This is a genomic window from Spirillospora sp. NBC_01491, assembly GCF_036227065.1.
GTDB lineage: Bacteria > Actinomycetota > Actinomycetes > Streptosporangiales > Streptosporangiaceae > Spirillospora > Spirillospora xylanilytica.
The window spans coordinates 4172244-4195890 of record NZ_CP109432.1; the positions used below are offsets into that span (position 1 = coordinate 4172244).

Sequence of the window (23647 nt, forward strand, 5' to 3'; positions counted from 1 at the left end):
GTCAGGTGACGCGGACGATCGGGAGGCGCAGCGCCGCCGGGGCGCCGGCCGGGACGACCGGGTCGTTCGGCGAGACCGCGGCCAGCCGCCGGTACGGCTCGCCGAGCGCCGGACGGGGGTCGTCCTCGCCCTTGTTCGGCCACAGCGACATCGCCCGCTCGGCCTGCGCGGTGATGGTGAGCGAGGGGTTGACGCCCAGGTTGGCCGAGATCGCCGAGCCGTCCACGATGTGCAGCCCGGCGTGCCCGTAGACCCGGTGGTACGGGTCGATGACGCCGCTGCCGGCCGAGTCGCCGATCACACAGCCGCCGAGGAAGTGCGCGGTCATCGGGATGTCGAACAGGTCGCCCCACGAGCCGCCGGGCATCCCACCGGTCTCCTCGGCGAGCAGCCTGGTCGCCTCGTGGCCCTCGGGGATCCAGGTCGGGTTGGGCTCGCCGTGGCCCTGCTCGGCGCGCACGTCCCAGCCGAACGGCCCCTTCTCCGGCCGCAGCGTGATGGAGTTGTCCCGGTTCTGCATGACCAGCGCGATGACGGTGCGCTGCGACCAGGTCCGCACGTCGAGGAGCTGGAGCAGGTCGCGCGGGTGCCGCGCCACCTGCCCGGCGAACTTCGCCCAGCGCGGACGGTGCCGCTCCCCCGGCCGGTCCCCGTCGACCAGCAGCGTCTGCAACCCGGCCATGAGGTTGGAGCCGCGGCCGTAGCGGACCGGCTCGATGTGGGTGTCGGGGGTCGGGTGGAAGGACGAGGTGATCGCCACGCCCTCGGAGTAGTCGGGCCCGGGCCTCCCGTTGCGCCGCCCGGCGCCGAGGATCGCCTCGGAGTTGGTCCGGGTCAGCGCGCCGAGCCGGGCCGACAGCCCGGGCAGCCGGCCGGTCGAGCGCAGCTTGTGCAGCAGCTTCTGGGTGCCGTAGGTCCCGGCGGCGAAGACCACCTGCCCGGCGGTCAGCCGGGCGCGGTCGCGGCCGAACGACCCCGTCCGCACGATCTCGACCTCGTACCCGCCGCCGTCCAGCGGAGTGACCTGGGTGACCCGGCTGAGCGGCATCACCCGGGCGCCGGCCCGCTCGGCGAGGTAGAGGTAGTTCTCGGTGAGCATGTTCTTGGCGCCGTGCCGGCAGCCGACCATGCACTCGCCGCACTCCAGGCAGCCGCGCCGCCTCGGCCCGGCGCCGCCGAAGTACGGGTCGGCGGTCTCGATCCCGGGCCCGGCGCCGAAGTGCACGCCGACCGGGGTCCTGACGAAGGTGCCGCCCTTGCCCATCCGGTCGGCGACCTTCCTGAGCGCCTTGTCGGCCTCGGTCGTGGTCGGGTTCGGCACGACGCCGAGCATCCGCCGGGCCAGGTCGTAGTGCGGTGCCAGCTCGTCCCGCCAGTCGGTGATGTGCGCCCACTGCCGGTCCTGGAAGAACGGCTCAGGCGGCACGTACAGCGTGTTGGCGTAGTTGAGCGAGCCGCCGCCGACCCCGGCGCCGGCCAGCACCATCACCCGGCTGGACCTGGCGCCGCGGATCAGGTGGACGCGCTGCATGCCGGTGAGGCCGAGCGCGGGTGCCCACAGGTAGCGGGAGATCCGCCAGTTGGTCTTCGGCAGCTCCGGGTAGCGGGCGCCGGGCGCCGCGCCGGGGGCGGTGTCGAAGCGGCGGCCCGCCTCGATCACCCCGACCCGGTAGCCCTTCTCGGTCAGCCGCAGCGCCGAGACGCTGCCGCCGAACCCGGACCCGACGACCAGGACGTCGTAGTCGAAGGCCCCGGCCGCGCGCCCGCCGGCCGCGCGTCCCGTGGCCGCTCGCCCCGCGGTCACTTGATCCGCAGTCTCTTCATGACCTTGATGCCGCCGGACATCAGCTCGGCGAACCGCTCGTAGCCGAGCGAACCGGGCGGCTCCAGGTCGATGACGTGCTGGCTGGCGACCGTCTGCGGTTCGGTGAACTTCAGCAGCCCCTCGGCGCCGTGCCGGCGGCCCATGCCCGACTGCTTCATCCCGCCCATCGGCGCGTCGTAGGAGGCGAACGCGGCGCCGTACCCGTCGTTGATGTTGACGGTGCCGGCCTGGAGCCGGGCGGCGACGCGGCGTCCGCGCTCGGCGCTCCTGGTCCACACCGAGGCGTTCAGGCCGTACTCGGTGTCGTTGGCGCGGCTGATCGCCTCCTCCTCGCCGGCGACCTTGTAGATCGCCACGACCGGCCCGAACGTCTCGTTCGCGCACAGGTCCATCTCGCCGTTGACGCCGGTGAGGATGGTCGGCTCGTAGAACAGCGGGCCGATGTCGGGACGGGCCTTGCCCCCGGCCAGCACCGTCGCGCCCGCCCGCACCGCCTGGTCGACCTGCCGGGTGACCACGTCGAGCTGCCGGGCGAAGGTCAGCGAGCCCATCTCGGTGTCGAAGCCGAGGCCGGTGCCGAGCCTGAGCGCCTTGGTCACCTCGGCGAAGCGCGGCACGAACGCGTCGTAGACGTCCTGGTGGACGTACATCCGCTCGATCGAGATGCAGAGCTGCCCGGCGTTGGTGAAGCAGGCGCGGACGGCGCCGCGGACGGCGCGCTCGACGTCGGCGTCGTCCAGGACGATCATCGGGTTCTTGCCGCCGAGCTCCATCGAGTAGCCCACCAGCCGGGGGGCGACCTTCGCCGCGATCGCCCTGCCGCCGCGGGTGGAGCCGGTGAACGACACGTAGTCGGCGTTCTCGATCAGCGGATCGCCGATCTCGGCGGGCTCGCCCACCACGATCTGCCACAGGTCGCGCGGCAGCCCGAGCGAGATCAGCAGGTCCCGCACCCACAGGCTGGACAGGCAGGTCTGGGTGTCCGGCTTCTGGACCACCGCGTTGCCCGCCATCAGCGCCGGCGCGATGTCGCTGGCGCCGAGCGCGAACGGGTAGTTCCAGGGGGCGATCAGGCCGACCACGCCCTTGGGGTGGTGCAGCTCGCGCACCCGGGTGAGGCCCGGCATCATGCCCTGGCGGCGGGTCGGCCTGAGCAGCCTCCCGGCGCGCCGCGCGTAGTAGAGCGAGCACAGCGCCACGTCGAGGAACTCCTCCATCGCGTGGCGGCGGGCCTTCCCGGTCTCCAGCTGGATGATGTCGAGGATCTCGTCCCGGCGCGCCACCAGGGCGTCGGAGAGCCGCAGGAACGGCTTGACCCGCTCGGAGACCGGCAGCCGCGCCCAGGCGCGCTGCGCCGCGCGGGCACTCTCGTACGCCTTCAGCACGTCGTCGGCGGTGGAGAGCGGGACGACGGCGAGGGGCTCGCCGGTGAAGGGGGTGGAGATGGTCGCGGTCTCGGCGCCGCCCGAGACCACCTGCGCGACCAGCCGCTCGGTCAGGGCCCGGGGGAGCTCGTGCGCTGCGATGCCTTTGGCAGGAACCGTCGGGGATGCCATGAATGCAGACTATGACCCCCCGGCCACTCCTGGCTACCCGCAAGTAACGACGCACTTCAGGTGATATGTCGCACCTCTTCCGCGCCTGTCCCGGATGCCGGTCCGGCGCCCGTGCATCGGACCGTTCCAGCCCCGGAGAGTTGCACAACTCGGGGATTGACCATGCACTCCCGGTGTATTCCGGATACAGGAGGACGAAGGCGCGCAACCGCCGGCCCCCGGGATACCGCTGCCGCGCCCCGGGAGCCGGCGGCGGCGCGCCCCGCGAGGAGGGAACCCACATGACCCACGCCCACGAAGGCCACGGGCCCGAGGGGACCGGCGGCAGCACCGACGGCGCCGAGGCCGACGACACCGGAGCGGCCGGGGACACCGGAGCGGCCGGGGACGGGACGCCCGGGAAGCGGCGGCGCGAGCGCCGGGAGCAGACGCGCGCCGCCCTGCTCGCCGCCGCGCAGCGGGTCTGGGCCGAACGCGGCATCCACGGCGCCTCGCTCGACGACATCGCCGCCGCGGCCGGGCTGACCAAGGGCGCGGTCTACTCCAACTTCACCGGCAAGACCGACCTGCTGCTCGCGCTGATGGAGGAGTACACCCGCGCCCAGATCAGCACCGAGGTCTGCGAGGAAATCCAGTCCGGCGGTCCCCAGGAGGAGTGGTTCGACCGGGCCGGCGGCGCGTCCACGCGGCGCGGCTCCGGAGAGAACGCGCGGCTGCTGGCGTTACTGCTGATGGAGTTCTGGCTGTACGGGATGCGCGACCGGTCGGCGGGCTGGCGCATCGCCGACTGGTACGCCGAACGCCGCGCCTACGTGGCGCGCGACCTGCACGAGGTGGACGGCATCACGCCGTCCGACCGGGCGACCCTGGCGATGGCGCTCGACACCGGGCTCGCCCTCCAGCACCTGCTCGACCCCGAACGGGTGCCCGCCGAGCTGTACTCCACGGGCATCCGCCTGGTCCTGGGCCGCTCGGTCCCCTGAACCGCCGCCCGCTCGCTGCGTCCCCCGCCTCGCCAGGTGCCGGGCCGCGCCCTTTCCGTCCCGGCAGGCCGGCCCTCTCACCCGTCGGTGGACGGCGGCCCGGCGGCCGGAGGGGCTCCCGCGCCGTCGTCCGCCGGGAGCTGGAGCTCGGGGGCTCCGGCACCCGCCGCGCCGCTCTCGGGGTTCCCGGCGCCGGGGCCGTCCGAGGGCGGCGTGCCCTCGTCCTCGGGGTCGGTCGCGTTGTCCGGGACGGTCTTGGTCGGGCTCCACGGGGCGATCATCAGCCGGCCCTTGGCGGCGCCGAACACCCGGGCGAAGTTGCGCGCGTAGGCGTCGTGCACCGAGCCCTGCTCCAGAGTGACGATCGCCTCGTCGTTGTGCCGCAGCGCGTCGGTGGTGTAGCTGTGGCTGCCGGTGATCACCAGCTTCCGGTCGCGCCCCTGGTACCGGCCGTCGATCAGCAGGTACTTGGAATGCGCCCGCTGCGACTGCTGGGCGGTGAACACGTGCACGTCCGGCCCGCCGTGCGGTCCCGACCTGGACAGCACCTTGGCGGTCGAGTCGCCCAGGGTGCCGCTGACGATCTTCACATCGCACCCGGCGTCGTCCAGGCCCGCGAGCCGCGTCGAGACGCCCGTGCGGGTGAACATGCCGCTGGACAGCCGGATGCTGGTGCCACCGGCGCAGCTCACCTTGTCCAGCGCGTCCGCGATCGGGTCGCCCTTCGCCTTGGGGAAGTAGCTCGCCGCCCTGGCCCCGGACCGGTAGGTCCGGTAGTAGTTCCCGTTCGCCCGCCGCTTCTGGAGGTCGTAGAAGTACGTGCGGTAGGCCTTGTACAGCTTGGCGTCGGCGAGCGTGTACGCGTCGTTGTACTGGTTGTACATACCGCCGGTCGCGTTGCCCGAGGTCTGCACGACCACGTTGCGCGAGTCGTAGGTCCGGGAGAAGGCGTAGAACTTGTTGTGGTTCTTGCTCCACTCGCCCTTCGCCTTGGGCGCGATGCAGCCGCGGCCCTTGGGGCAGACCAGGATCCATGAGGACCGGCGGGGGTTGGCGCCGAGGTGCCGCCGCAGGTAGTCGTAGACGCCCTTGCGTCGGCCGAGCGAGTCGCTGTCGACGATGACGCGGACCTTGACCTTGCGCTTCTGCGCCCGCACCAGCTCCTTGGCCATGCCCTCGGTCTGCAACCGGAACAGCGAGACGTCGATCTCCGAGCCCTTGGGCGAATGCCTGATCAGCTTCTTGATGTAGAGGTCGACGGCGCCCTGCTGCTTGAGGTTCCCGGTCGGCAGGTTGAACCTCGGCCCCTGCGTCACGTAGTAGCGCTTGGCCTTCGCGGCCTTTCGCTTCGTCGCCTTCGACTTCAAGGGCTTCGGCTTCAGCGGGGTGGACCGTCCCTGCGGCGCGGCGGCGGGCGCGTTCACCAGGGCGGCCCGCGTCCCGGCACCGGTCCCGGACGCGGCGGACGCGGTCGTGGCGTCGACCGCCACCAGCGCCGTCACGATGATGAGCCCTCCGGACGCGATCGCGAATCGTCGCACCGCCGCCTCCATCCGGCCGACCACCTTGATCAGCTCAAAATAGGGAGATTATCACTTCATTAGCATTGGCGACATATGCACCATTAGGCATTCGATTCCCCATTGCCCAGGGACCACCAGAACAACCACGCCCCGCCACCGGAATCCGGTGACGGGGCGTCCGAGGGCCTGGGCGCCGGAGGGCGACGGCCGGGGCGTCAGGGGGTGGCGGTCGGGACGATGTCGGGCGCGCCCCGCCGGAGCGCGTCGGCCTCCTGGTCGTCGTCCTGGGTCTGCGAGGCCCGCTCGGCCTCGATCCGCTTCCGGTAGTACTCGATCTCCCGGTCGCGCTGCTTCTTGGACCAGCCGAGCACCGGGGCCAGCAGGTCGGCGGCCTCCTGCGCGACGCCGACGCCGCGGTCCCAGGTCTCGATCGAGATCCGGGTGCGGCGGGCCAGCACGTCGTTGAGGTGCCGGCCGCCCTCGTGCGTGGCCGCGTAGACGATCTCGGCGCGCAGGTAGTCCTCCGCGCCGGCCAGGGGCTTGCCGAGGTCGGGACGGTCGGCGATCAGCCCCAGCAGATCGTCCACCAGGGTCCCGTACCGGTTCAGCAGGTGCTCGATCCGCGCCACGTGCAGCCCGGACCGGGCCGCCAGCCGGTGCCGCGCGTTCCACATCGCCTGGAAGCCCTCGCCGCCGACCAGCGCGAGCCCGGCGGTGCAGGACTCGGCGACCTTGCCGTCGAGGCCGTGCGCGACCGCGTCGATGGCGTCCTTGGCCATCACCCGGTAGGTGGTGTACTTGCCGCCCGCCACCAGCACCAGGCCGGGCACCGGATGCGCCACCACGTGCTCGCGCGACAGCTTGGAGGTCTCCTCGGTCTCGCCGGTCAGCAGCGGCCGGAGCCCCGCGTACACGCCCTCGACGTCGTCGTGGGTGAGCGGGGTGTTCAGCACCGCGTTCACGTGCTCCAGCACGTAGTCGATGTCGGCGCGGGACGCCGCCGGGTGCGCCTTGTCGAGGTCCCAGGCGGTGTCGGTGGTGCCGATGATCCAGTGCCGGCCCCACGGGATGACGAACAGCACCGACTTCTCGGTGCGCAGCAGGATCCCGGTCGCCGAGTGGATCCGGTCCTTGGGCACCACCAGGTGGATGCCCTTGGACGCCTTGACATGGATCTGCCCGCGTCCCCCGACCAGTTCCTGGATGTCGTCGGTCCACACCCCGGTCGCGTTGACCACCTGCTTGGCGCGCACCTCGGCGACGGTGCCGCCCTCAAGATCGCGGACGCGCAGGCCGGTGACCCGCTCGCCCTCCCGGAGGAACCCCACGCACTGCGTGCGGGAGGCGATCTGAGCCCCGTACTCCGCCGCCGTGCGCATCGCCGTCATCACGAACCGGGCATCGTCGACCTGCGCGTCCCACAACTGGATCGCCCCGGTGAACGCGTCCTTCTTCAGCGACGGGGCCAGCCGCAGCGCACCGCGCCGGCTCAGGTGCCGGTGGTGCGGGACGCCGCGCGTGCTGCCCATCTGGAACGCCAGCGCGTCGTACAGCGCGACCCCGGCGCCGAGATAGGCGCGCTCCCAGACATGGTGCGTGGTCGGCATCAGGAAGGGCACCGGCCGCACCAGGTGCGGCGCGATCCGCTGGAGCAGCAGCCCCCGCTCGGTCAGCGCCTCCCGGACCAGGTCGAAGTTGTACTGCTCCAGGTAGCGCAGCCCGCCGTGGACCAGCTTGGACGACCGGGACGAGGTGCCCGACGCGAAGTCGCGCGCCTCCACCACCGCCACCGAGAGGCCGCGGGTGGCCGCGTCGAGCGCGGCCCCCGCACCGACGATCCCGGCGCCGACCACCACCACGTCGAACTCCTCGCGCGCCATCCGATCCAGCGCGGTGGCCCGTTCGGCGGGTCCCAGCCGGGAGCTTCCCAGCCCGGTCACCGGTGATCCCGTCATCGCGATTCCCCCCTGTGCGGTTGGGTGTTCGGGTCCTACTTACCCAACAGTAGGGAACGCTCCACCCCAAACCCGGCGATTCCCGTCGGCCGCGCAGCGCCGTGCTCAGTACCCGTGCTCAGCACCCGTGCGCGGTGCCCGGCCTCAGTGCCCGTGCGGGGCCACCACGACCTGCACCCGCTGGAACTCCTTGAGCTCGGTGTACCCGGAGGTCGCCATCGCCCGGCTGAGCGCCCCGATCAGGTTCATCGACCCGTCGGCCACGTTCGAGGGGCCGAACAGGATCTGCTCCATCGAGCCGATCGTGCCGAGGTCGAGCCGGGTGCCGCGCGGGACGTCGCCGTGGTGCGCCTCGCTGCCCCAGTGGTAGCCGCGGCCCGGCGCCTCGCTGGACCGGGCGAACGGCGAGCCGATCATGACCGCGTCCGAGCCGCAGGCGAACGCCTTGGCGATGTCGCCGCTGTTGACCATGCCGCCGTCGGCGATCACGTGCACGTACCGGCCGCCGGACTCGTCCATGTAGTCGCGGCGGGCGGCGGCCACGTCGGCGACCGCGGTCGCCATCGGCACCGCCACACCGAGCACGGTGCGGGTGGTGTGCCCCGACCCGCCGCCGAACCCGACCAGCACCCCGGCCGCGCCCGTGCGCATCAGGTGCAGCGCCGCGGTGTAGGTCGAGCAGCCGCCGACGATCACCGGCACGTCGAGGTCGTAGATGAACTGCTTGAGGTTGAGCGGCTCGGCGCGGCCCGAGACGTGCTCGGCCGACACGGTGGTGCCGCGGATCACGAACAGGTCCACGCCCGCGTCGATGACCGCCTTGTGGAACTGCGCGGTGCGCTGCGGCGACAGCCGGGCCGCCACGGTCACGCCGGCCTCCCGGATCTCCTGGATCCGGCGGCCGATCAGCTCCTCCTTGATCGGCTCGGTGTAGATCTCCTGGAGCCGGTTGGTGGCGCGCGCGTCGTCGAGCGAGGCGATCTCGGCCAGCAGCGGCTCGGGGTCCTCGTACCGGGTCCACAGCCCTTCGAGGTCGAGCACCGCCAGCCCGCCGAGCCGTCCGACCGCGATCGCGGTCGCCGGGCTGACCACGCTGTCCATCGGCGCGACGACCAGCGGCATGTCGAACCGGTAGGCGTCGATCTGCCACGCGACGCTGACCTCCTCGGGGTCCCGGGTGCGCCGCGACGGCACGATGCCGATGTCGTCGAAGGCGTACGCCCGCCGGCCGCTCTTGCCCCGGCCGATCTCCACCTCAGCAGCCACTGCCACGTCCTCTCAACATCCCGCCGGGCAGGGGAAACCCGTTCCCCTGCCGCAAAAGGGAGAAAAATACCGCTGTCGTCGGTTGTTCCCGTGATCAACCGGGTGATGCCCGGATGACCACGGGGAGACTAGCGGCCCTGGTAGTTGGGGGCCTCAACGGTCATCTGGATGTCGTGCGGGTGGCTCTCCCGCAGACCCGCCGCGCTGATCCGCATGAGCTGCCCGCGCTCCTGGAGCTCGGGGACGGTGCGCGCCCCCGCGTACCACATCGACTGGTGCAGCCCGCCGATGAGCTGGTGCGCGACGCCCGCCACCGGGCCCCGGTAGGGCACCTGGCCCTCCACGCCCTCGGGGATCAGCTTCTCCTCGCTGCTCACGTCGGCCTGCGCGTAGCGGTCCTTGGAGAAGGAGGTGCCGCGCTCGCGGTTGCGCATCGCGCCGAGCGAGCCCATGCCGCGGTACGACTTGTACTGCTTGCCGTGCACGAAGATCAGCTCGCCGGGCGACTCCTCCACCCCGGCCAGCAGGCTGCCGAGCATCACCGTGCTGGCGCCGGCCACCAGGGCCTTGGCGATGTCGCCGGAGTACTGGAGCCCGCCGTCGCCGATCACCGGCACGCCGGCCTCGGCCGCGGCCCGGGACGCCTCGTGGATCGCGGTGATCTGCGGCACCCCGACCCCGGCCACCACCCGGGTGGTGCAGATCGACCCGGGCCCGACGCCGACCTTGACGCCGTCGGCCCCGGCCTCGACCAGCACCTTGGCCCCGGCGTAGGTGGCCACGTTGCCGCCGACCACCTGGGCGCCGGAGTTGGCCTTGATCGCCGCGATGGTGTCGGCGACGCCCTTGGAGTGGCCGTGCGCGACGTCCACGATGATCACGTCGGTGCCGGCCTCGACCAGCGCCCGCGCGCGGGCCAGCGCGTCCTCCCCCACGCCGACCGCGGCGGCGACCAGCAGCCGGCCGTCGGCGTCCTTGGTCGAGTCGGGGTACTGCTCGCTCTTGGTGAAGTCCTTGACGGTGATCAGCCCGCGCAGCCGGCCCTCGTCGTCGACCAGCGGCAGCTTCTCGACCTTGTGCCCGGCCAGTAGCTGGAACGCCTCGTCGCGGGACACCTGCACCGGCGCGGTGATCAGCGGCATCGGCGTCATCACCTCGCGCACCGGGCGGGACGGCTCGGTCTCGAACCGCATGTCGCGGTTGGTGACGATGCCGACCAGCACGCCGCGGACGTCGGTGACCGGCACCCCGGAGATCCGGTAGCGGGCGCACAGCTCCTCGACGTCGGCCAGGGTCGCGTCGGGCAGGCAGGTCACCGGATTGGTGATCATCCCGGCCTCGGACCGCTTGACCCGGTCGGCCTGCCCCGCCTGCTCCTCGATCGACATGTTGCGGTGCAGCACCCCGATGCCGCCCTGCCGCGCCATCGCGACCGCGGTGCGGGCCTCGGTCACGGTGTCCATCGCCGCCGACACCAGCGGGATGCGCAGCGAGATATCGCGGGTCAGCCGGGTGGTCGTGTCGGCCTCGCCGGGCTGGAGGTCGGAGTAGCCCGGCATCAGCAGCACGTCGTCGAAGGTCAGCCCTTGCGGAAGGAATTTCTCGGGCTCGGCTGCGGGGTTCATGCGTACCTTCCCGTTGGGGTGAGGGCGTCCGGCCAGGTCACGGCGGCCTGTTTCCATGGTAGAGCGTCGTTGCCGGGCGGACGGCCGGTTCCGCCGCGCCGAAACGTGGCCTCCCTTACAGCCACGCTGGGTGATTGTTCACGCACGCAGGAGAGCGGGGGGTGCACCTGGTGGTGTCCGGCGCAGTAGCGTGGGGGGGTGCACGACGATGCCCCGCTCGACCCGTTCGCCGGCGACCCGGAGGACCCGGCGTCCTCGCTGGGCGACCCAGGCGATGACACCGCCCCGCTGAGCGTCGCCGAGCGCGAGGACGTGCTGGCCGACCTCGCCGATCTCGAGGTCTTCCGGGCCCTGCTGGAGCCGCTCGGCGTCCGGGGCCTGACCGTCGACTGCGGCGACTGCGGCAAGCTCCACTACATCGACTGGGAGCTGCTGCACGGAAACCTGCGGCACCTGCTCGACCAGGGTCTGCCGCGGGTGCACGAGCCCGCGCTGTCCCCCGACCCGGTCGACTACGTGAGCTGGGAGTACGCGCGGGGCTACGTCGACGGCGTGATCGACAGCGAAGAGGGCCGCGAACCCGAGTGACTCCGGCGCCCGCCGCTTCCGGCCGGCTCAGGGGTGGCGGTACTTGCCCGGACGGTTCTGCGCCCGCTTGCGGAGCTCCTCCAGGCGGCGGCGCACATCGTCGTCGCCGGGACTCGCCGACTTCGGCGACACGCCGTGCCGCGACTGCCCGCCCGGAACGCGGGGCCGCGACTCCGGCGGCAGCCGCCGCTTCAGCCGCTCGATCTCCTCGTGGCCGGGACGCGTCCCCGGCTCCTTGGCCGGCTCGGCGCGGCGCCGCACCGGCGTGGACGGGCCGGCCGGTCCGGACGGGGCCGACTGGGCCGACGGCGCCGACGACTGCTCGGGCAGCCGCTCGCGGACCGCCGCGGCGGTGGCCTCGCCCTCGGGCGCGGTCTTCTGCGCCTTGCCCGCCCCCGCCGCGCTCGGCGGGGACGCGGACCCGTGGATCAGCCCGCCGCCCGCCGCCGCGACGCCGGTACTGGCCAGCACGGCGCCGACCACCCCGAGCGCCACGATCGTCCGGGGCCCGCGCCGCCGCGACCCCGATCCGGGGCCGGGGCCGGGGCTGAGGGTGCCGGGCAGGGCGTCCCCGGACGGATCGGCGGCGCGCTCGGAAGCCTGCTCGTCGACATCGGCGACCAGGGCCCGCAGCAGGCGGACCGCCGGATCGGCCTCCTCGCCCTCTTGGGACGCGGCCTCGGCATCACCGGCCTTGAGTCGGCCGATCTCGGAAACACCGGAAACGCCCGAGGCGCCTGGGGGCACGGCCCCGGGTTCAGGGACGGTGCTGGAGCGGCTCGCAGAGCCGGCATCGCGCCGTCCCGCCAGCGCCTCGATGATCGCGTCGGTGCGGCGCACCGCACCGAGGTCCGGTGGGCTCGCCGGCGCACGGGCAGCGCCGGAGTGCGAAGGCCGATCCGGATCCGGGGCGCCGCGGCTCCGCTCCGTCAAGCGATCGACTCCTCTCGGGCCATCGTCCGGAGCCGGGCCAGCGCCCGATGCTGCGCGACCCGTACCGCCCCCGCGGACATGCCCAGTACATTACCGGTCTCCTCCGCCGACAGACCCGCCACCACTCGCAGCAGCACCAGCTCGCGCTGGTGATCGGGCAGGCGCGTCAGCAGGTCGCGGGCGCGCTGCGCCTCGATGTAGCGCACCACCGTCTCCTCGGGGCCGGGCCGGTCGTCCGGGCCGTCCGGGAGGTCCTCGGTGGGCACCGCCGCCCGCACCGCGGAGCGCAGCGCGTCGGCGATCTTGTGAGCGGCGATACCGAAGACGAAGGACGCGAAGGGGCGCCCCATGTCGCGGTAGCGGGGCAGCGCCGACAGCACGGCGATGCACACCTCCTGCGCCACGTCGTCGGCGATGTGGTACTGGCCCGAGATCCGGCCGAGCCGGGCCCGGCAGTACCGGACGACCATCGGGCGGACCTCGCCGATGAGCTCCTCGATCGCACCGGGGTCGCCCTGCACCGCCAGCGTGGTCAGGTCCTTGAGGTCGCTTTCGTCGGCTGTCGCCGTGCGCAGCACCCGCACCCCTCGGCCGGTGTCGAGAGGTGATGGAGGGGCGGGCCCCCCCGAGGGTTCGGTTGCGCGCGCGGTCATGGTCCCGGCGTAGCATCCCTCGGTCACGTAGAGCATGATGCCCAGCGGTGTGGTGCCTGTCTCCACTGTCCACGACAACGGAATGGTCACAGTGCAGGAACAGGCCACCAGAAACTACACGACGCGGTCAATTGGCTGCGCACGGTGCCGGAATTATCGCGCCAGACCCCGCAGAGACCTCAAAGCACTACAGACAGCTCGATCACCGACAGTCGCGACAAATGAGAAGGGCCCCCGCCCGGGAAGGGCGGGGGCCTTCGTCACGATCCCCCGGGGAGGCGAGCCGCGCGCCCCCGGACGACCGGTCGTGTGCCGATCGTCAGTGACCGTGGCCGTGGCCGTGGCCGCCGGCGGCGGGCTCGTCCGACTCCTCGGGCTTCTCCACCACGAGCGCCTCGGTGGTGAGCAGCATGCCCGCGATGGAGGCGGCGTTGGTGACCGCCGAGCGGGTGACCTTCACCGGGTCGATGACGCCCTGGGCGATCAGGTCGCCGTACTCGCCGGTGGCGGCGTTGTAGCCGTGCCCGGTGGCCAGCTCGGCCACCTTGGAGACGACGACGTAGCCCTCCTGGCCGGCGTTCTCGGAGATCCAGCGCAGCGGCTCGACCAGCGCGCGGCGGACCGCCTCGGCACCGGTGGCCTCGTCGCCGGACAGGCCGAGGGCGGCGAAGCCCTCGTGGCCGACGTGCACCAGGGCGGCGCCGCCGCCGGCGACGATGCCCTCCTCGATGGCCGCGCGGGTCGCCGAGATGGCGTCCTCGAGGCGGTGCTTCTTCTCCTTGAGCTCCACCTCGGTGGCGGCGCCGACGCGCAGCACGCACACGCCGCCGGCCAGCTTGGCCAGGCGCTCCTGGAGCTTCTCGCGGTCCCAGTCGGAGTCGCTGTTCTCGATCTCCACCTTGATCTGGTTGACCCGGGCGGTGATCTCGTCGCGCGCGCCCTCACCGTCGACGACCGTGGTGGCGTCCTTGGTGACGGTGATGCGGCGGGCCTTGCCGAGGTCCTCCAGGCCGATGCCGTCGAGCTTGAGGCCGATGGCCTCGCTGACGACCTGGCCGCCGGTCAGGGTGGCCATGTCGCCCAGCATCGCCTTGCGGCGGTCGCCGAAGCCGGGGGCCTTGACCGCGACCGACAGGAAGGTGCCGCGGATCTTGTTGGCGACCAGCAGCGCCAGGGCCTCGCCCTCGACGTCCTCGGCCACCACCAGCAGCGGCTTCTTGGTCTGCGCGACCTTCTCGGCCAGCGGCAGGAACTCCTGCACGTTGGAGATCTTGCCTTCCACGATCAGCACGTAGGCGTCCTCCAGGACGGCCTCCATGCGCTCGGGGTCGGTGACCATGTGCGGCGACAGGTAGCCCTTGTCGAACTGGAGGCCCTCGGTGAACTCCAGCTCCAGGCCCATGGTGTGGGCCTCTTCGACGGTGATGACACCGTCCTTGCCGACCTTCTCGAAGGCCTCGGCGATCAGCTCGCCGATCTTCGAGTCCTGGGCGGAGATGGTCGCGACGTGCGCGATCTCGCCCTTCTCCTCGACCTCGCGGGCCGACTTCAGGAGCTGGTCGGACACGTACTGCGCGGCGGTGTCGATACCGCGCTTGAGGCCCAGCGGCGAGGCACCGGCGGCCACGTTGCGGATGCCCTCGCGGACGAGGGCCTGCGCCAGCACGGTCGCGGTGGTGGTGCCGTCGCCGGCGATGTCGTTGGTCTTGGTCGCCACTTCCTTGGCGAGCTGGGCCCCGAGGTTCTCGTAGGGGTCCTCCAGCTCCACCTCGCGGGCGATGGTGACGCCGTCGTTGGTGATCGTCGGCGCGCCGAACTTCTTGTCGATGACGACGTTGCGGCCGCGCGGGCCGATCGTCACCTTGACGGCGTCAGCGAGAGCGTTGACGCCGCGCTCAAGAGCCCGGCGAGCGTCCTCGTCGAATTCCAGGATCTTCGCCATGAGAGTCTCCTTTGTCACGCGATCCGCCCCGGCCGTCCCCGTTAGAGGGCCGGACCGGGGCGGTGCATCACGTCTCGGTGATTACTTCTCGATGACCGCGAGCACGTCGCGGGCCGAGAGCACGAGGTACTCCTCGTTGTTGTACTTGACCTCGGTGCCGCCGTACTTGCTGTAGAGCACGACCTCGCCGACCTTCACGTCGACGGGGACGCGGTCGCCCTTGTCGTCGACGCGGCCCGGTCCGACGGCCAGGACGGTCCCCTCCTGGGGCTTCTCCTTGGCGGTGTCGGGAATCACCAGGCCCGACGCGGTGGTGGTCTCGGCCTCAAGCGGCTGGACGACGATGCGGTCCTCGAGCGGCTTGAGAACAACCTTGGTGGCGGTCGTCACGATCTGACCTCCCCTTCGATTGGTCCTCGGCCGGCCATGCGAGCCGGCCAGCACATGTGACAGAGAGAGGCGACCCTGACCGGCCTGCCGTCGCGGGTGTCAGACCGACCTTGTCGCTTTGGTTGGCACTCTCACACTGAGAGTGCCAATCCGGAGACTATGCCGTGCCCGGTGACCCGTCAACACGGACACGGCCGTACGGCGGGCACATCGCGGAGCACCGTCCGATATCGGGCTGAATGCCCCCTGTGGGGGACCGGTCGCAGGTCCGGCCGCTAACGTCCAGCCTATGGACATCGAGGCGTTCCTTGGCCTGCTCTCACCCGAGGGCCAGGCCGTCCTGGCCGAGGCGGGCGGCGCGGACACCGGCGAGGACGCCCTCCTGACCACCGCGTCCAAGCTGCGCGAACGCCACCCCGCCGAACTGGTGAACGCGGCGCTCACCCAGGTGCGCCTGCGCGAACGCGCGCGCGCCAAATTCGGGCCGGACGCCGCCCGCATGTACTTCACCCCGGCCGGGCTCGAACAGTCCACCCGCGCGAACGTCGCCGCCCACCGGGCCCGCCGGTTCCCCGCCGGCGCGTCCGGGGTACTGGAACTCGGCTGCGGCATCGGCGCCGATCTGATCGCGCGGACGCGCGCGGGCGTGCGGAGCGACGCCGTCGATCTCGACCCGCTGACCGCCGAGGTCGCGCGCGCGAACGTGGACGCCCTCGGCCTGGACCGCGCCCTGGTGACGGTTCGGGTGAACGACGCCGCCGAGGAGGACCCGTCCGGCTACGCGGCGCTGTTCGCCGACCCGGGGCGCCGGACGGCCCGCGGCCGTGTCTTCGATCCCCGCTCGTACCAGCCGCCGCTCGACACCGTCCTAGACCTCGCCGGGCGCGTCCCGGCCGCGTGCGTGAAAGTGGCGCCCGGCATCCCGCACGAGGCGGTCCCGGACGGCGCCGAAGCCGAGTGGGTCTCGGTGGGCGGGGACGTCAAGGAGTGCGCCCTCTGGCTCGGCGGCATGGCGGGCGGCGTGCGCCGGCGCGCCACCCTGCTGCCCGCGGACGCCGCCACGGACGCCACCACGGGCTCCCCCACGGCATGGACGCTGACCCCCGTCCCGGGGCTGGACGCTCCGGAGGTGCGCGCGTGGGGCCGCTACCTGTACGAGCCGGACGGCGCGGTGATCCGGGCCGGCCTGGTCGCCGAGGTCGCCGAGCTGGTCGGCGGCGGGCTGGCCGATCCGCACATCGCCTACGTCACGTCCGACACCCTGCTGCCCACCCCGTTCGCCTCCGCGTACGAGATCGACGCCGTGCTGCCGTTCTCGCTGAAGCGGCTGCGGGCCGAGCTGCGCCGCCGCGAGGTCGGGGTGCTCACCGTCAAGAAGCGCGGCTCGGCGGTGGACGTCGACCGCCTGCGCCGCGACCTCGGCTTCGGGCGCGGCGCCAAGCGGCCCGGACGGAGCGGGCGCGGGGGGCACGGCGACGCGGAGCTGACGCTGGTGCTCACCCGGGTGGGGGACGACCCGGTGGCACTGCTGACCCGCCCGGCGCGCTGAACGGCCGTTAATCGGTCCAAAGATCTCCGCCGGACGCGAGAACGCCAAGCGGGCACGGGCGACGCACCACGCCAGAGCAAATCCTCCGCACTTTCCGGCATGGCCTTCACTAAGGATCGCGGCCGGGCGGCAAGCGCGTTAAACGGGACGCGGGACGGCCCATCAGGGGCGGCGGGCCGAAGAACGACCAAGGCAGGTTCAGGAGATCGGCCCAGCGGTGTCCCGCGACGCCCCCAGAGCGTCCGAAATGCCATGCCGGAATGGCCGCCGCGGGCGCCGTCCCGGAGTCGTCCGGATCCGGGCCGGGCGGGACGGCGGGCGCCCATCCCGGGCCGTTCGGCGGGCACCAACGGGCGATGTCGGGCGACATGCAGGGATTTACCCGACCCACCTCCGGCCCAGCGGAAACGCCGTTCGAGGCACGTCCGCACCGGGCGCCACCACCACCTTCACCACGACCGCCCGCAAAAGCCAGGAAATCACCTGACGCCGCGAGAACTCCCGCGTTCCCGTCCACCCGGATAAGCGCCGCATTCCGCCGGACCTGCATGGATTCTCACCCCGACTTCGGGCAGGCCCGAACGCACTACAGTGAGCCCTTCACGATTCAATGCCGCGCGCAATTTCATCGCGTCGGCACACGAAGGAGCATCGGGTGGAAACGAATCACAACTTCCTGCAGACGGGGGGTCAACCGGTCTCGGACCGGATGCGGGAGTTGCTCGCCCGTGCGGCGCAGGACCACGTCTATGAACAGCGCTCACAGGGCCAGGTCCTGGATGAGATACGGCAGCGGCTGGAGGGCATGGAGTGGCTGCTGCGGGAGGTCCGCGAGCGCGAGCTCAACGGCCTGACCGGGCAGCTCGACAACGTCCGCGGGCAGGTCGACGACCTGTCCAGCAAGCCCCCGGAATGGGCCGAAGGGCTGGCCGAGCACATCGAGGCGGTCGGCGAGCGGGTCAAGCCCGTCGCCGAACTGCCCGCGCTGTGGGCCGATGTCGGCGTCGTCGCCGAGAACGTCGACGAGGGCCTGGTCCGCATCCAGGCCGTCATCGAGTCCGCGCAGCACATCACCGACGTCACCCAGCAGGCGTCGCTGCGCATGGAGGACATGGCCAAGCGGCTGGACAAGCTCCAGGGCAGCATGGAGGCCGCCTCCGTCCGCTTCAACCGGCTCGACAAGTCCCTCGCCGAGCTGGGCCACCGGTCGGAGAAGCTCGAACACTCGATCAACGGCGTCACCACCCGGGTCGACCAGTCGCTCGGCGAGATGGCCGAGCGGGTGGAGCAGGGGCTGGAGGCGGTCAACGGCCGGGTCGAGGGCGTCGGCGGACGGCTGGACGGGCTCGACGGCCGGCTCTCCGGGCTGTCCGGCAAGCTGGAGGGCCTGGACGGCCGGGTCGAGGGCGTCGACGACCGGCTCGACGGGCTCGGCGAGCGGATCGACCGGCTGCCCGGCCTGCTCGACATCGGCGAGCTGCACCGCAAGGTGGACGAGCTCGCGCAGCGTCCGCCGATCGACCACTCCGACCGCTTCGACGCGCTGGAGAAGCACCTCGCGGACGCGTTCGAGCCGCTGATCGACGAGCTGCGCGCCAGGCCGGACCGGGACGAGGTCAAGGCCACCATGTCGCAGATCGCCAAGACGGCCTACAGCGACGTGGCCAAGCGCATGGACGAGTTCTCCCGCCGGTTCGAGGACGTGCACGAGGACGTCCGCAAGCGGATCGAGGGGATCCACGAGGAGGTCACCAAGAAGGTCGACGTCGCCCTGGAGGAGTTCACCGCGCAGGTCGACCTGGTCTCCCGGCGCGTCGAGTCGGTCCACACCGACGTGGCCAAGCAGGTGGAGTCGGTGCACACCGAGGTGTCGCGCCAGGTCACAGGGGTCCACGACGATGTGGGCAAGCGCATCGACGGGATCCACGACGATGTGACCAAGCAGGTCGGCAGCATCCAGGAGAACGTCGCCAAGCAGGTCGGCGGCATCCAGGAGGACGTCGCCAGGCAGGTGGGCGGGGTGCAGGAGGAGTTCGCCAAGCGGGTGGACGGCGTGCACGACGAGGTCAGCCGGCGGGCCGAGGCCATGCAGGCCGAGGTCGGCAAGCACTTCTCCGGCGTCCAGGACGAGGTCGGCCGGAAGGTCGACAGCGTGCACAGCGACGTCACCAAGCAGGTGACCGCGGTGCACGAGGACGTCCTCAAGCGGCTGTCGACCCTGGAGGAGACCATGCTCGCCCTCGCCGAGGCGCTGCTGCGTCCGCGCCGTGACGGGAAGGACTGAGGGGTAGGGTGGGGCGCTTCTCCGCACGTGGCGGGGAGCGTCCCGCCCGGCTGCCCGGACGCCCCCGCACCCGCCGGGGCTCTGCGGCGGTATGTCCGCCAATCCGCCGGGACACCCGAAGCCGCTTGATCAAGACACGTCGATGACGTGCATTTTGTTACGTTCCGTCTTCGCAAAATCACTCCCAATACCCTTCGGAATCCGTTTTCATGGATCTCGTGACCCACACTCCGGCACCTTGCCTCCCGACCGGCATCCCGCCCAGTCGCGCCACGCTGCGCTGGGTCGAGGAATGTCTCGGCCGGGGCGCCGAGGTCCGGATGGTCCGCCCGCTGGCGGGCGGTTCCGCGCACGCCAACCACGCGCTGCTGGTGGAGAGCCGCTCCGGCAGCGCGCACCGGCTCGTGCTGCGCCGCTGGACCCCGCGCGGCCTCGGGCCGGGCGGCGACGACCTCGGCGCGCCGCGCCGGTCGTACGGCGACACCGAGTTCTCCCCCGAACGCGAGATCGCCGCGCTGGCACTGCTGGCCGGCTGCGAGATCCCCACCCCGTCGCTCGTCGCCGCCGACCCGGCCGGCGCCTACTGCGACGTGCCCGCGCTGCTCATCACCCGGCTGGTCGGCCACCCGCCGCGGCCGGCCCCCGACGACCTGCCCGAGTACCTCATCCAGTGCGCCGCCGCGCTGCTGGCGGTGCACGCACTGAACGGGGCGTCCACGATGCCCCCCTACGTCCCCTACAACCGGCTCGACGTGCGGGTCCCGCCCCGGCACGCGCTCCGTCCCGAACTGTGGGAACGCGCCTTCCAGGTCGCCGGCGGGTCCGCGCCCGAGGCGCCCGCGCGGTTCATCCACCGCGACTACCACCCCGACAACACCCTGTGGTCGTACGGCAGGCTGACCGGGGTGGTCGACTGGTCCGACGCCTCGTCCGGCCCGATCGCGGTCGACATCGCGCACATGCGCCGCGGCCTGGCCCTGCGGTACGGGCCGGGCGTCGCCGACCGGTTCCTGGCCGCGTTCGACCAGGTGTCGGGCGGCTACCGGCACGACCCGTACTGGGACGTCCGCTGCCTGCTCGACCTGCTGCCCGAGACCGACGGCCGGGTCATCGACGAGGCCCAGGTGCCGCTCTTCGAGGACTACCTCGCGGCGCTGCTCGCCGAGCTCGGCGCCCCCGCCGCGGGCTGACCCGCCCGCCCGGCCCGCCTACAGCCTGATCGACTCGACCGGGAGGCTGGAATCGGCCGGGAGGTCCAGCTCGGACGGGGCCAGCCCCGAGGCGACCAGCTCGGATCCGAGGGCGGCCACCATCGCGCCGTTGTCGGTGCACAGCTTGGGGCGCGGCACCCGCAGCCGGACCCCGGCCGCCTCGCACCGCTCCCGGGCCAGCGCGCGCAGCCGCGAGTTGGCCGCCACCCCGCCGCCGATCAGCAGGTGGTCGACGCCGTTGTCGCGGCAGACCTTGAGCGCCTTGGCGGTCAGCACGTCCACCACGGCCTCCTGGAACGAGGCGGCCACGTCGGCGACCGGCACCGGCTCGCCGTTGCGCTCCCGGGCCTCCACCCAGCGGGCCACCGCGGTCTTCAGGCCGGAGAACGAGAAGTCGTAGGTGCCGTCGTTGTGCTTGCCGCGCGGGAACGCGATCGCGGCCGGGTCGCCCGCGAGCGCCTCCCGGTCGATCACCGGGCCGCCCGGGAAGCCGAGGTCCAGCACCCGCGCGACCTTGTCGAACGCCTCGCCCGCCGCGTCGTCCACGGTCGCGCCGAGCGGCCGGACGTCGGTGGCCACGTCGGGCACCAGGAGCAGGGACGAGTGCCCGCCCGACACCAGCATCGCCACGCACGGCTTGGGCAGCGGGCCGTGTTCGAGCTGGTCGACGCAGACGTGCGCGGCCAGGTGGTTGACCCCGTACAGCGGCTTGCCGAGCGACAGCGCGTACGCCTTGGCCGCGGCGACCCCGACCATCAGCGCGCCGGGCAGCCCGGGACCGGCCGTCACCGCGAACGCGTCGATGTCGGCGAAGCCCACCCCGGCCTCGGCCAGGGCCCGCTCGACGGTCGGGGTCATCGCCTCCAGGTGCGCCCGCGAGGCCACCTCGGGCACCACGCCGCCGAACCGGGCGTGCTGCTCCACACTGGAGGCGATCGAGTCGGCCAGCAGCGTGTGCCCGCGCACCACGCCGACGCCGGTCTCGTCGCACGAGGTCTCGATCCCCAGCACGAGCGGCTCGGAGTCGCGGATCACTGTTCCTCCCGGGTGAAGCCCATGGCCGCGCGGCGCCGGAGCGTCAGGCACATCACGATCGCGTCGACGCCGGACGGCTGGTAGTAGCGCTTGCGGAGGCCGACCCGCTCGAACCCGAACCGCTCGTACATCAGGCGGGCGCCGTCGTTGTCGGCGCGGACCTCCAGGAACACCGCCTCGGTGCCGCGGCGGGCCGCCTCGCCCAGCAGCTCGGTGAGCAGCGCGGCGCCGATGCCCGCGCCGCGCCGGTCGGCGCGCACCCCGATGGTCTGCACGTCGGCCTGCCCGCCGGCGGCGGAGAGGCCCGCGTACCCGATGATCTCACCGGACGCCGCGGTCGCGGCGGACGCCCCGGCCTCGCCGGGAGGGGCGGCGGGGAGTTCCTCGGCCACGACGTAGTGCCGGGTGCGCGGCTGGTCGGCCAGCTCGCCGCGGAGCATCTCCTCCGTCCAGGCGTCCTCGGGGAACATCACCCGCTCCAGCCGGAGCACGGCGGGCAGGTCGGCGGCCGTCATCGTCCGCAGCCGCACCGCGCCCGTATCGTCGGCCCCGGTCATCGCGGGCTCACCTTCTTGCGCGGACCGGGCTCCTTGGCGTCGGGTCTGCGCAGGTAGAGCGGCTCGGGCGGGAGCAGATCGGGGCCCGGCTCACCGGACAGCCGCGCGACCACCAACTCGGCCAGGGCGCTCCCCGTTGGACGGACCGGAGCGAAGCGAGGACCGCCCGACGGGGCGACGGGGGTCTGGGGGTCGCCCCCCAGATGAGAACCGGCCGGACGGACCGGAGCGAAGCGAGGACCGCCCGACGGACCGCCCGGCGGATCGTCCGGGGTGCCGAGGACGTCGGGGTAGAGGGCCGCGCCTTCGCCGATCACCGGGAGGCCGGGCGGCAGGCCGGCGCGGACGTCGGCGGGCGGGCCGACGGCCGGGCCGGTGGCGGGCTCGCGGGCCGAGGCGTACCGGGCCCAGTAGACCTCCTTGCGGCGGGCGTCGATCGCGACCGCGAACGGCTCGTCGCGGCCGGACGCCCAGGCGATCGCGTCGAGCGTGCACACGCCGTGCACGGGGACGCCCAGCGCGTCGCCCATCGCCCGCGCGGTGACCAGGCCGACCCGCAACCCGGTGTAGGGGCCGGGGCCCACCCCGACGGCGATCGCGCTCAGGTCGCCGGGTGCGGCGCCCGCCTCGGCGAGGACGGCGGCGACGGACGGGACGAGCAGCTCAGTGTGCGCGCGCCGGTCGACCGCCTCAGTCGCGGCGCGGCGGCGGGCGCCCTCACCGGGAGTCCACTCGTACAGCGCCACGGTGACCGCGGCGGTCGCGGTGTCGAAAGCCAAGACCAGCACGAATTGAAAGCGTAGTACAGGCCGGGCGTGCTCCCACCTGTCCCGGTGGCCCCCGGCGTGCGGGTCAGCCCTTCTCCAGGGCCCCGGCCACGTCGCGGACGGCCTCGACCGCCCCGTCCATCGCGTCGGACGCGCCGAGCGGGGAGCTGCCGTTGGACCCGGCGTAGTGGACGGTCACCAGTACGTTGACGACGCGGGCGTTCGCGACGGCCTCGCCCGCGCCCTGCCCCTTGTCGACGCTGTAGACGACGTAGCCCTCGTCACCGAGGTCGGTGAGCCGGGTCTTGTCGGTCAGCTCCTGCCCGGCGAGCAGCGCCTTCCCGGACTCGTCGGCCTTGCGCTCGGCCTCGAACGAGCGGCGCGCGGCGTCGGTCGGGCTCTGCTCGGGCGTGCCCTCGATGGCGCGGAGCTCGACGTTGAGCTGCCGCTTCCGGTCGCCGGTGTAGGCGCCCCACACGCACTGGCTCTGCCGGTCGTTGCCCTGGTAGTTGTCGCCCTGGTTGCGGTCGGCGCCGGGGGCCAGCTCGCCGGCGACCTTGTCGGCCACCTCGCAGGCGTCCGGCACCAGCGAGCGCTCGGACGACATGGGCGAGCTCTCCGCGGCGCCGCCCATGATCTGCCCGGAGCCGCGCTCGCCGCTCGCGCCCACGCCGCTCAGGATCGCGAACGCGGCCAGCGCGCAGGCCCCGGCCCCGGCCGCCACGCCGCCGAGGATGATCGCCCAGCGGCGGCCCGTCCTGCGCTCGCGCACGACGCGGTGGCTGCCGCTGGCCGTCCGGTATCCGCCGGTCGTGGTGGAGGAGGCGCGGTGACCGTCGCCTGCCGCGTCCTGGCCGCCGCGCGAACTGCGGTGGCTGTCAGTGCGGCGATTTCCGCTGCGATGGCTACCACTCACCGGATCCCACTCCTGCTTGAGGAAATCTAATATGTCGCGAAGGTGAGGTTCGTTCGGGCAAAGAGTACGACATGTTGCCGTAATGTGGT

General features: G+C 72.6%; 19 protein-coding genes. 5 read left to right on the forward strand and 14 right to left on the reverse strand.

Annotated elements, in window-relative coordinates; genetic code table 11:
* Position 1: 1 nt before the first annotated feature.
* Complete coding sequence (locus OHA34_RS19315; protein WP_329518507.1) at positions 2 to 1804, reverse strand: GMC family oxidoreductase; 1803 nt, start codon at positions 1802 to 1804, stop codon at positions 2 to 4.
* Positions 1801 to 3381: a succinic semialdehyde dehydrogenase gene (locus tag OHA34_RS19320; protein ID WP_285942630.1), complete on the reverse strand. Its 1581-nt coding sequence runs from the start codon at positions 3379 to 3381 to the stop codon at positions 1801 to 1803. Before OHA34_RS19320 ends, OHA34_RS19315 begins: the two co-directional genes overlap by 4 nt.
* Before the next feature lie 281 nt (positions 3382 to 3662).
* Between OHA34_RS19320 and OHA34_RS19325 the strand changes: the two genes are divergently transcribed.
* Positions 3663 to 4364: a TetR/AcrR family transcriptional regulator gene (locus OHA34_RS19325; protein ID WP_285942631.1), complete on the forward strand. Its 702-nt coding sequence runs from the start codon at positions 3663 to 3665 to the stop codon at positions 4362 to 4364.
* A gap of 77 nt (positions 4365 to 4441) precedes the next feature.
* Here OHA34_RS19325 and OHA34_RS19330 read toward each other — a convergent pair whose 3' ends face one another.
* The 4 genes from OHA34_RS19330 to guaB all read right to left on the reverse strand — a co-directional run bounded on the left by OHA34_RS19330 (position 4442) and on the right by guaB (position 10733).
* Entirely contained in the window at positions 4442 to 5905 is a 1464-nt protein-coding gene (locus OHA34_RS19330) for a phospholipase D-like domain-containing protein (RefSeq protein ID WP_285942632.1), read from the reverse strand.
* A gap of 197 nt (positions 5906 to 6102) precedes the next feature.
* Positions 6103 to 7842: a glycerol-3-phosphate dehydrogenase/oxidase gene (locus tag OHA34_RS19335; protein WP_285942633.1), complete on the reverse strand. Its 1740-nt coding sequence runs from the start codon at positions 7840 to 7842 to the stop codon at positions 6103 to 6105.
* 144 nt (positions 7843 to 7986) lie between these two features.
* Positions 7987 to 9096, reverse strand: coding sequence for a GuaB3 family IMP dehydrogenase-related protein (locus OHA34_RS19340; protein WP_285942828.1), 1110 nt, complete (start codon positions 9094 to 9096; stop codon positions 7987 to 7989).
* Positions 9097 to 9236: 140 nt separating this feature from the next.
* Entirely contained in the window at positions 9237 to 10733 is a 1497-nt protein-coding gene (gene guaB, locus OHA34_RS19345; protein ID WP_329518508.1) for an IMP dehydrogenase, read from the reverse strand.
* Positions 10734 to 10931: 198 nt separating this feature from the next.
* On the opposite strand from guaB, the gene OHA34_RS19350 reads away from it, so the two are divergent.
* Positions 10932 to 11321 (forward strand): DUF5319 domain-containing protein, encoded by a 390-nt coding sequence (locus OHA34_RS19350; protein WP_285942635.1) that lies wholly within the window; start codon positions 10932 to 10934, stop codon positions 11319 to 11321.
* A gap of 27 nt (positions 11322 to 11348) precedes the next feature.
* Here the strand turns inward: OHA34_RS19350 and OHA34_RS19355 are convergent, their stop codons facing one another.
* The 4 genes from OHA34_RS19355 to groES all read right to left on the reverse strand — a co-directional run bounded on the left by OHA34_RS19355 (position 11349) and on the right by groES (position 15239).
* A complete protein-coding gene (locus tag OHA34_RS19355) occupies positions 11349 to 12161 on the reverse strand; it encodes a hypothetical protein (RefSeq protein ID WP_329518509.1) in 813 nt (270 codons plus the stop codon).
* Positions 12162 to 12250: 89 nt separating this feature from the next.
* A complete protein-coding gene (locus OHA34_RS19360) occupies positions 12251 to 12838 on the reverse strand; it encodes a sigma-70 family RNA polymerase sigma factor (RefSeq protein WP_285942829.1) in 588 nt (195 codons plus the stop codon).
* 388 nt (positions 12839 to 13226) lie between these two features.
* Positions 13227 to 14849 (reverse strand): chaperonin GroEL, encoded by a 1623-nt coding sequence (gene groL, locus OHA34_RS19365; protein ID WP_285942637.1) that lies wholly within the window; start codon positions 14847 to 14849, stop codon positions 13227 to 13229.
* Between the two features lie 81 nt (positions 14850 to 14930).
* Positions 14931 to 15239, reverse strand: coding sequence for a co-chaperone GroES (gene groES / locus OHA34_RS19370; protein ID WP_131883960.1), 309 nt, complete (start codon positions 15237 to 15239; stop codon positions 14931 to 14933).
* Between the two features lie 289 nt (positions 15240 to 15528).
* Between groES and OHA34_RS19375 the strand changes: the two genes are divergently transcribed.
* The 3 genes from OHA34_RS19375 to OHA34_RS19385 all read left to right on the forward strand — a co-directional run bounded on the left by OHA34_RS19375 (position 15529) and on the right by OHA34_RS19385 (position 20262).
* Positions 15529 to 16788, forward strand: a complete 1260-nt coding sequence (locus tag OHA34_RS19375; RefSeq protein ID WP_329518510.1) for a class I SAM-dependent methyltransferase — start codon at positions 15529 to 15531, stop codon at positions 16786 to 16788.
* Positions 16789 to 17497: 709 nt separating this feature from the next.
* A complete protein-coding gene (locus tag OHA34_RS19380; protein ID WP_432763089.1) occupies positions 17498 to 19072 on the forward strand; it encodes an apolipoprotein A1/A4/E domain-containing protein in 1575 nt (524 codons plus the stop codon).
* Positions 19073 to 19281: 209 nt separating this feature from the next.
* Entirely contained in the window at positions 19282 to 20262 is a 981-nt protein-coding gene (locus tag OHA34_RS19385) for a phosphotransferase family protein (RefSeq protein ID WP_329518511.1), read from the forward strand.
* Between the two features lie 18 nt (positions 20263 to 20280).
* On the opposite strand, the gene tsaD is transcribed toward OHA34_RS19385, so the two are convergent.
* The 4 genes from tsaD to OHA34_RS19405 form a co-directional block, all read right to left on the reverse strand.
* Complete coding sequence (gene tsaD, locus OHA34_RS19390) at positions 20281 to 21318, reverse strand: tRNA (adenosine(37)-N6)-threonylcarbamoyltransferase complex transferase subunit TsaD (protein WP_329518512.1); 1038 nt, start codon at positions 21316 to 21318, stop codon at positions 20281 to 20283.
* A complete protein-coding gene (gene rimI / locus OHA34_RS19395; RefSeq protein ID WP_329518513.1) occupies positions 21315 to 21875 on the reverse strand; it encodes a ribosomal protein S18-alanine N-acetyltransferase in 561 nt (186 codons plus the stop codon). The genes tsaD and rimI overlap by 4 nt, the downstream gene beginning before the upstream one ends.
* Positions 21872 to 22663: a tRNA (adenosine(37)-N6)-threonylcarbamoyltransferase complex dimerization subunit type 1 TsaB gene (gene tsaB, locus OHA34_RS19400; protein WP_285942643.1), complete on the reverse strand. Its 792-nt coding sequence runs from the start codon at positions 22661 to 22663 to the stop codon at positions 21872 to 21874. Before tsaB ends, rimI begins: the two co-directional genes overlap by 4 nt.
* A 64-nt stretch (positions 22664 to 22727) precedes the next feature.
* On the reverse strand, positions 22728 to 23558 hold the full coding sequence (locus tag OHA34_RS19405) for a hypothetical protein (protein ID WP_329518514.1): 831 nt from the start codon (positions 23556 to 23558) through the stop codon (positions 22728 to 22730).
* Between the last annotated feature and the right edge of the window lie 89 nt (positions 23559 to 23647).

What these genes read in the sequence shown, in the direction of transcription:
- OHA34_RS19320 (WP_285942630.1), bottom strand. Translation starts at nt 3,381, where the DNA reads ATGGCATCCCCGACGGTTCCTGCCAAAGGCATCGCAGCGCACGAGCTC.
- OHA34_RS19325 (WP_285942631.1), top strand. Translation starts at nt 3,663, where the DNA reads ATGACCCACGCCCACGAAGGCCACGGGCCCGAGGGGACCGGCGGCAGC.
- OHA34_RS19335 (WP_285942633.1), bottom strand. Translation starts at nt 7,842, where the DNA reads ATGACGGGATCACCGGTGACCGGGCTGGGAAGCTCCCGGCTGGGACCC.
- guaB (WP_329518508.1), bottom strand. Translation starts at nt 10,733, where the DNA reads ATGAACCCCGCAGCCGAGCCCGAGAAATTCCTTCCGCAAGGGCTGACC.
- groL (WP_285942637.1), bottom strand. Translation starts at nt 14,849, where the DNA reads ATGGCGAAGATCCTGGAATTCGACGAGGACGCTCGCCGGGCTCTTGAG.
- OHA34_RS19375 (WP_329518510.1), top strand. Translation starts at nt 15,529, where the DNA reads ATGGACATCGAGGCGTTCCTTGGCCTGCTCTCACCCGAGGGCCAGGCC.
- OHA34_RS19380 (WP_432763089.1), top strand. Translation starts at nt 17,498, where the DNA reads ATGCGGGAGTTGCTCGCCCGTGCGGCGCAGGACCACGTCTATGAACAG.
- OHA34_RS19385 (WP_329518511.1), top strand. Translation starts at nt 19,282, where the DNA reads ATGGATCTCGTGACCCACACTCCGGCACCTTGCCTCCCGACCGGCATC.
- rimI (WP_329518513.1), bottom strand. Translation starts at nt 21,875, where the DNA reads ATGACCGGGGCCGACGATACGGGCGCGGTGCGGCTGCGGACGATGACG.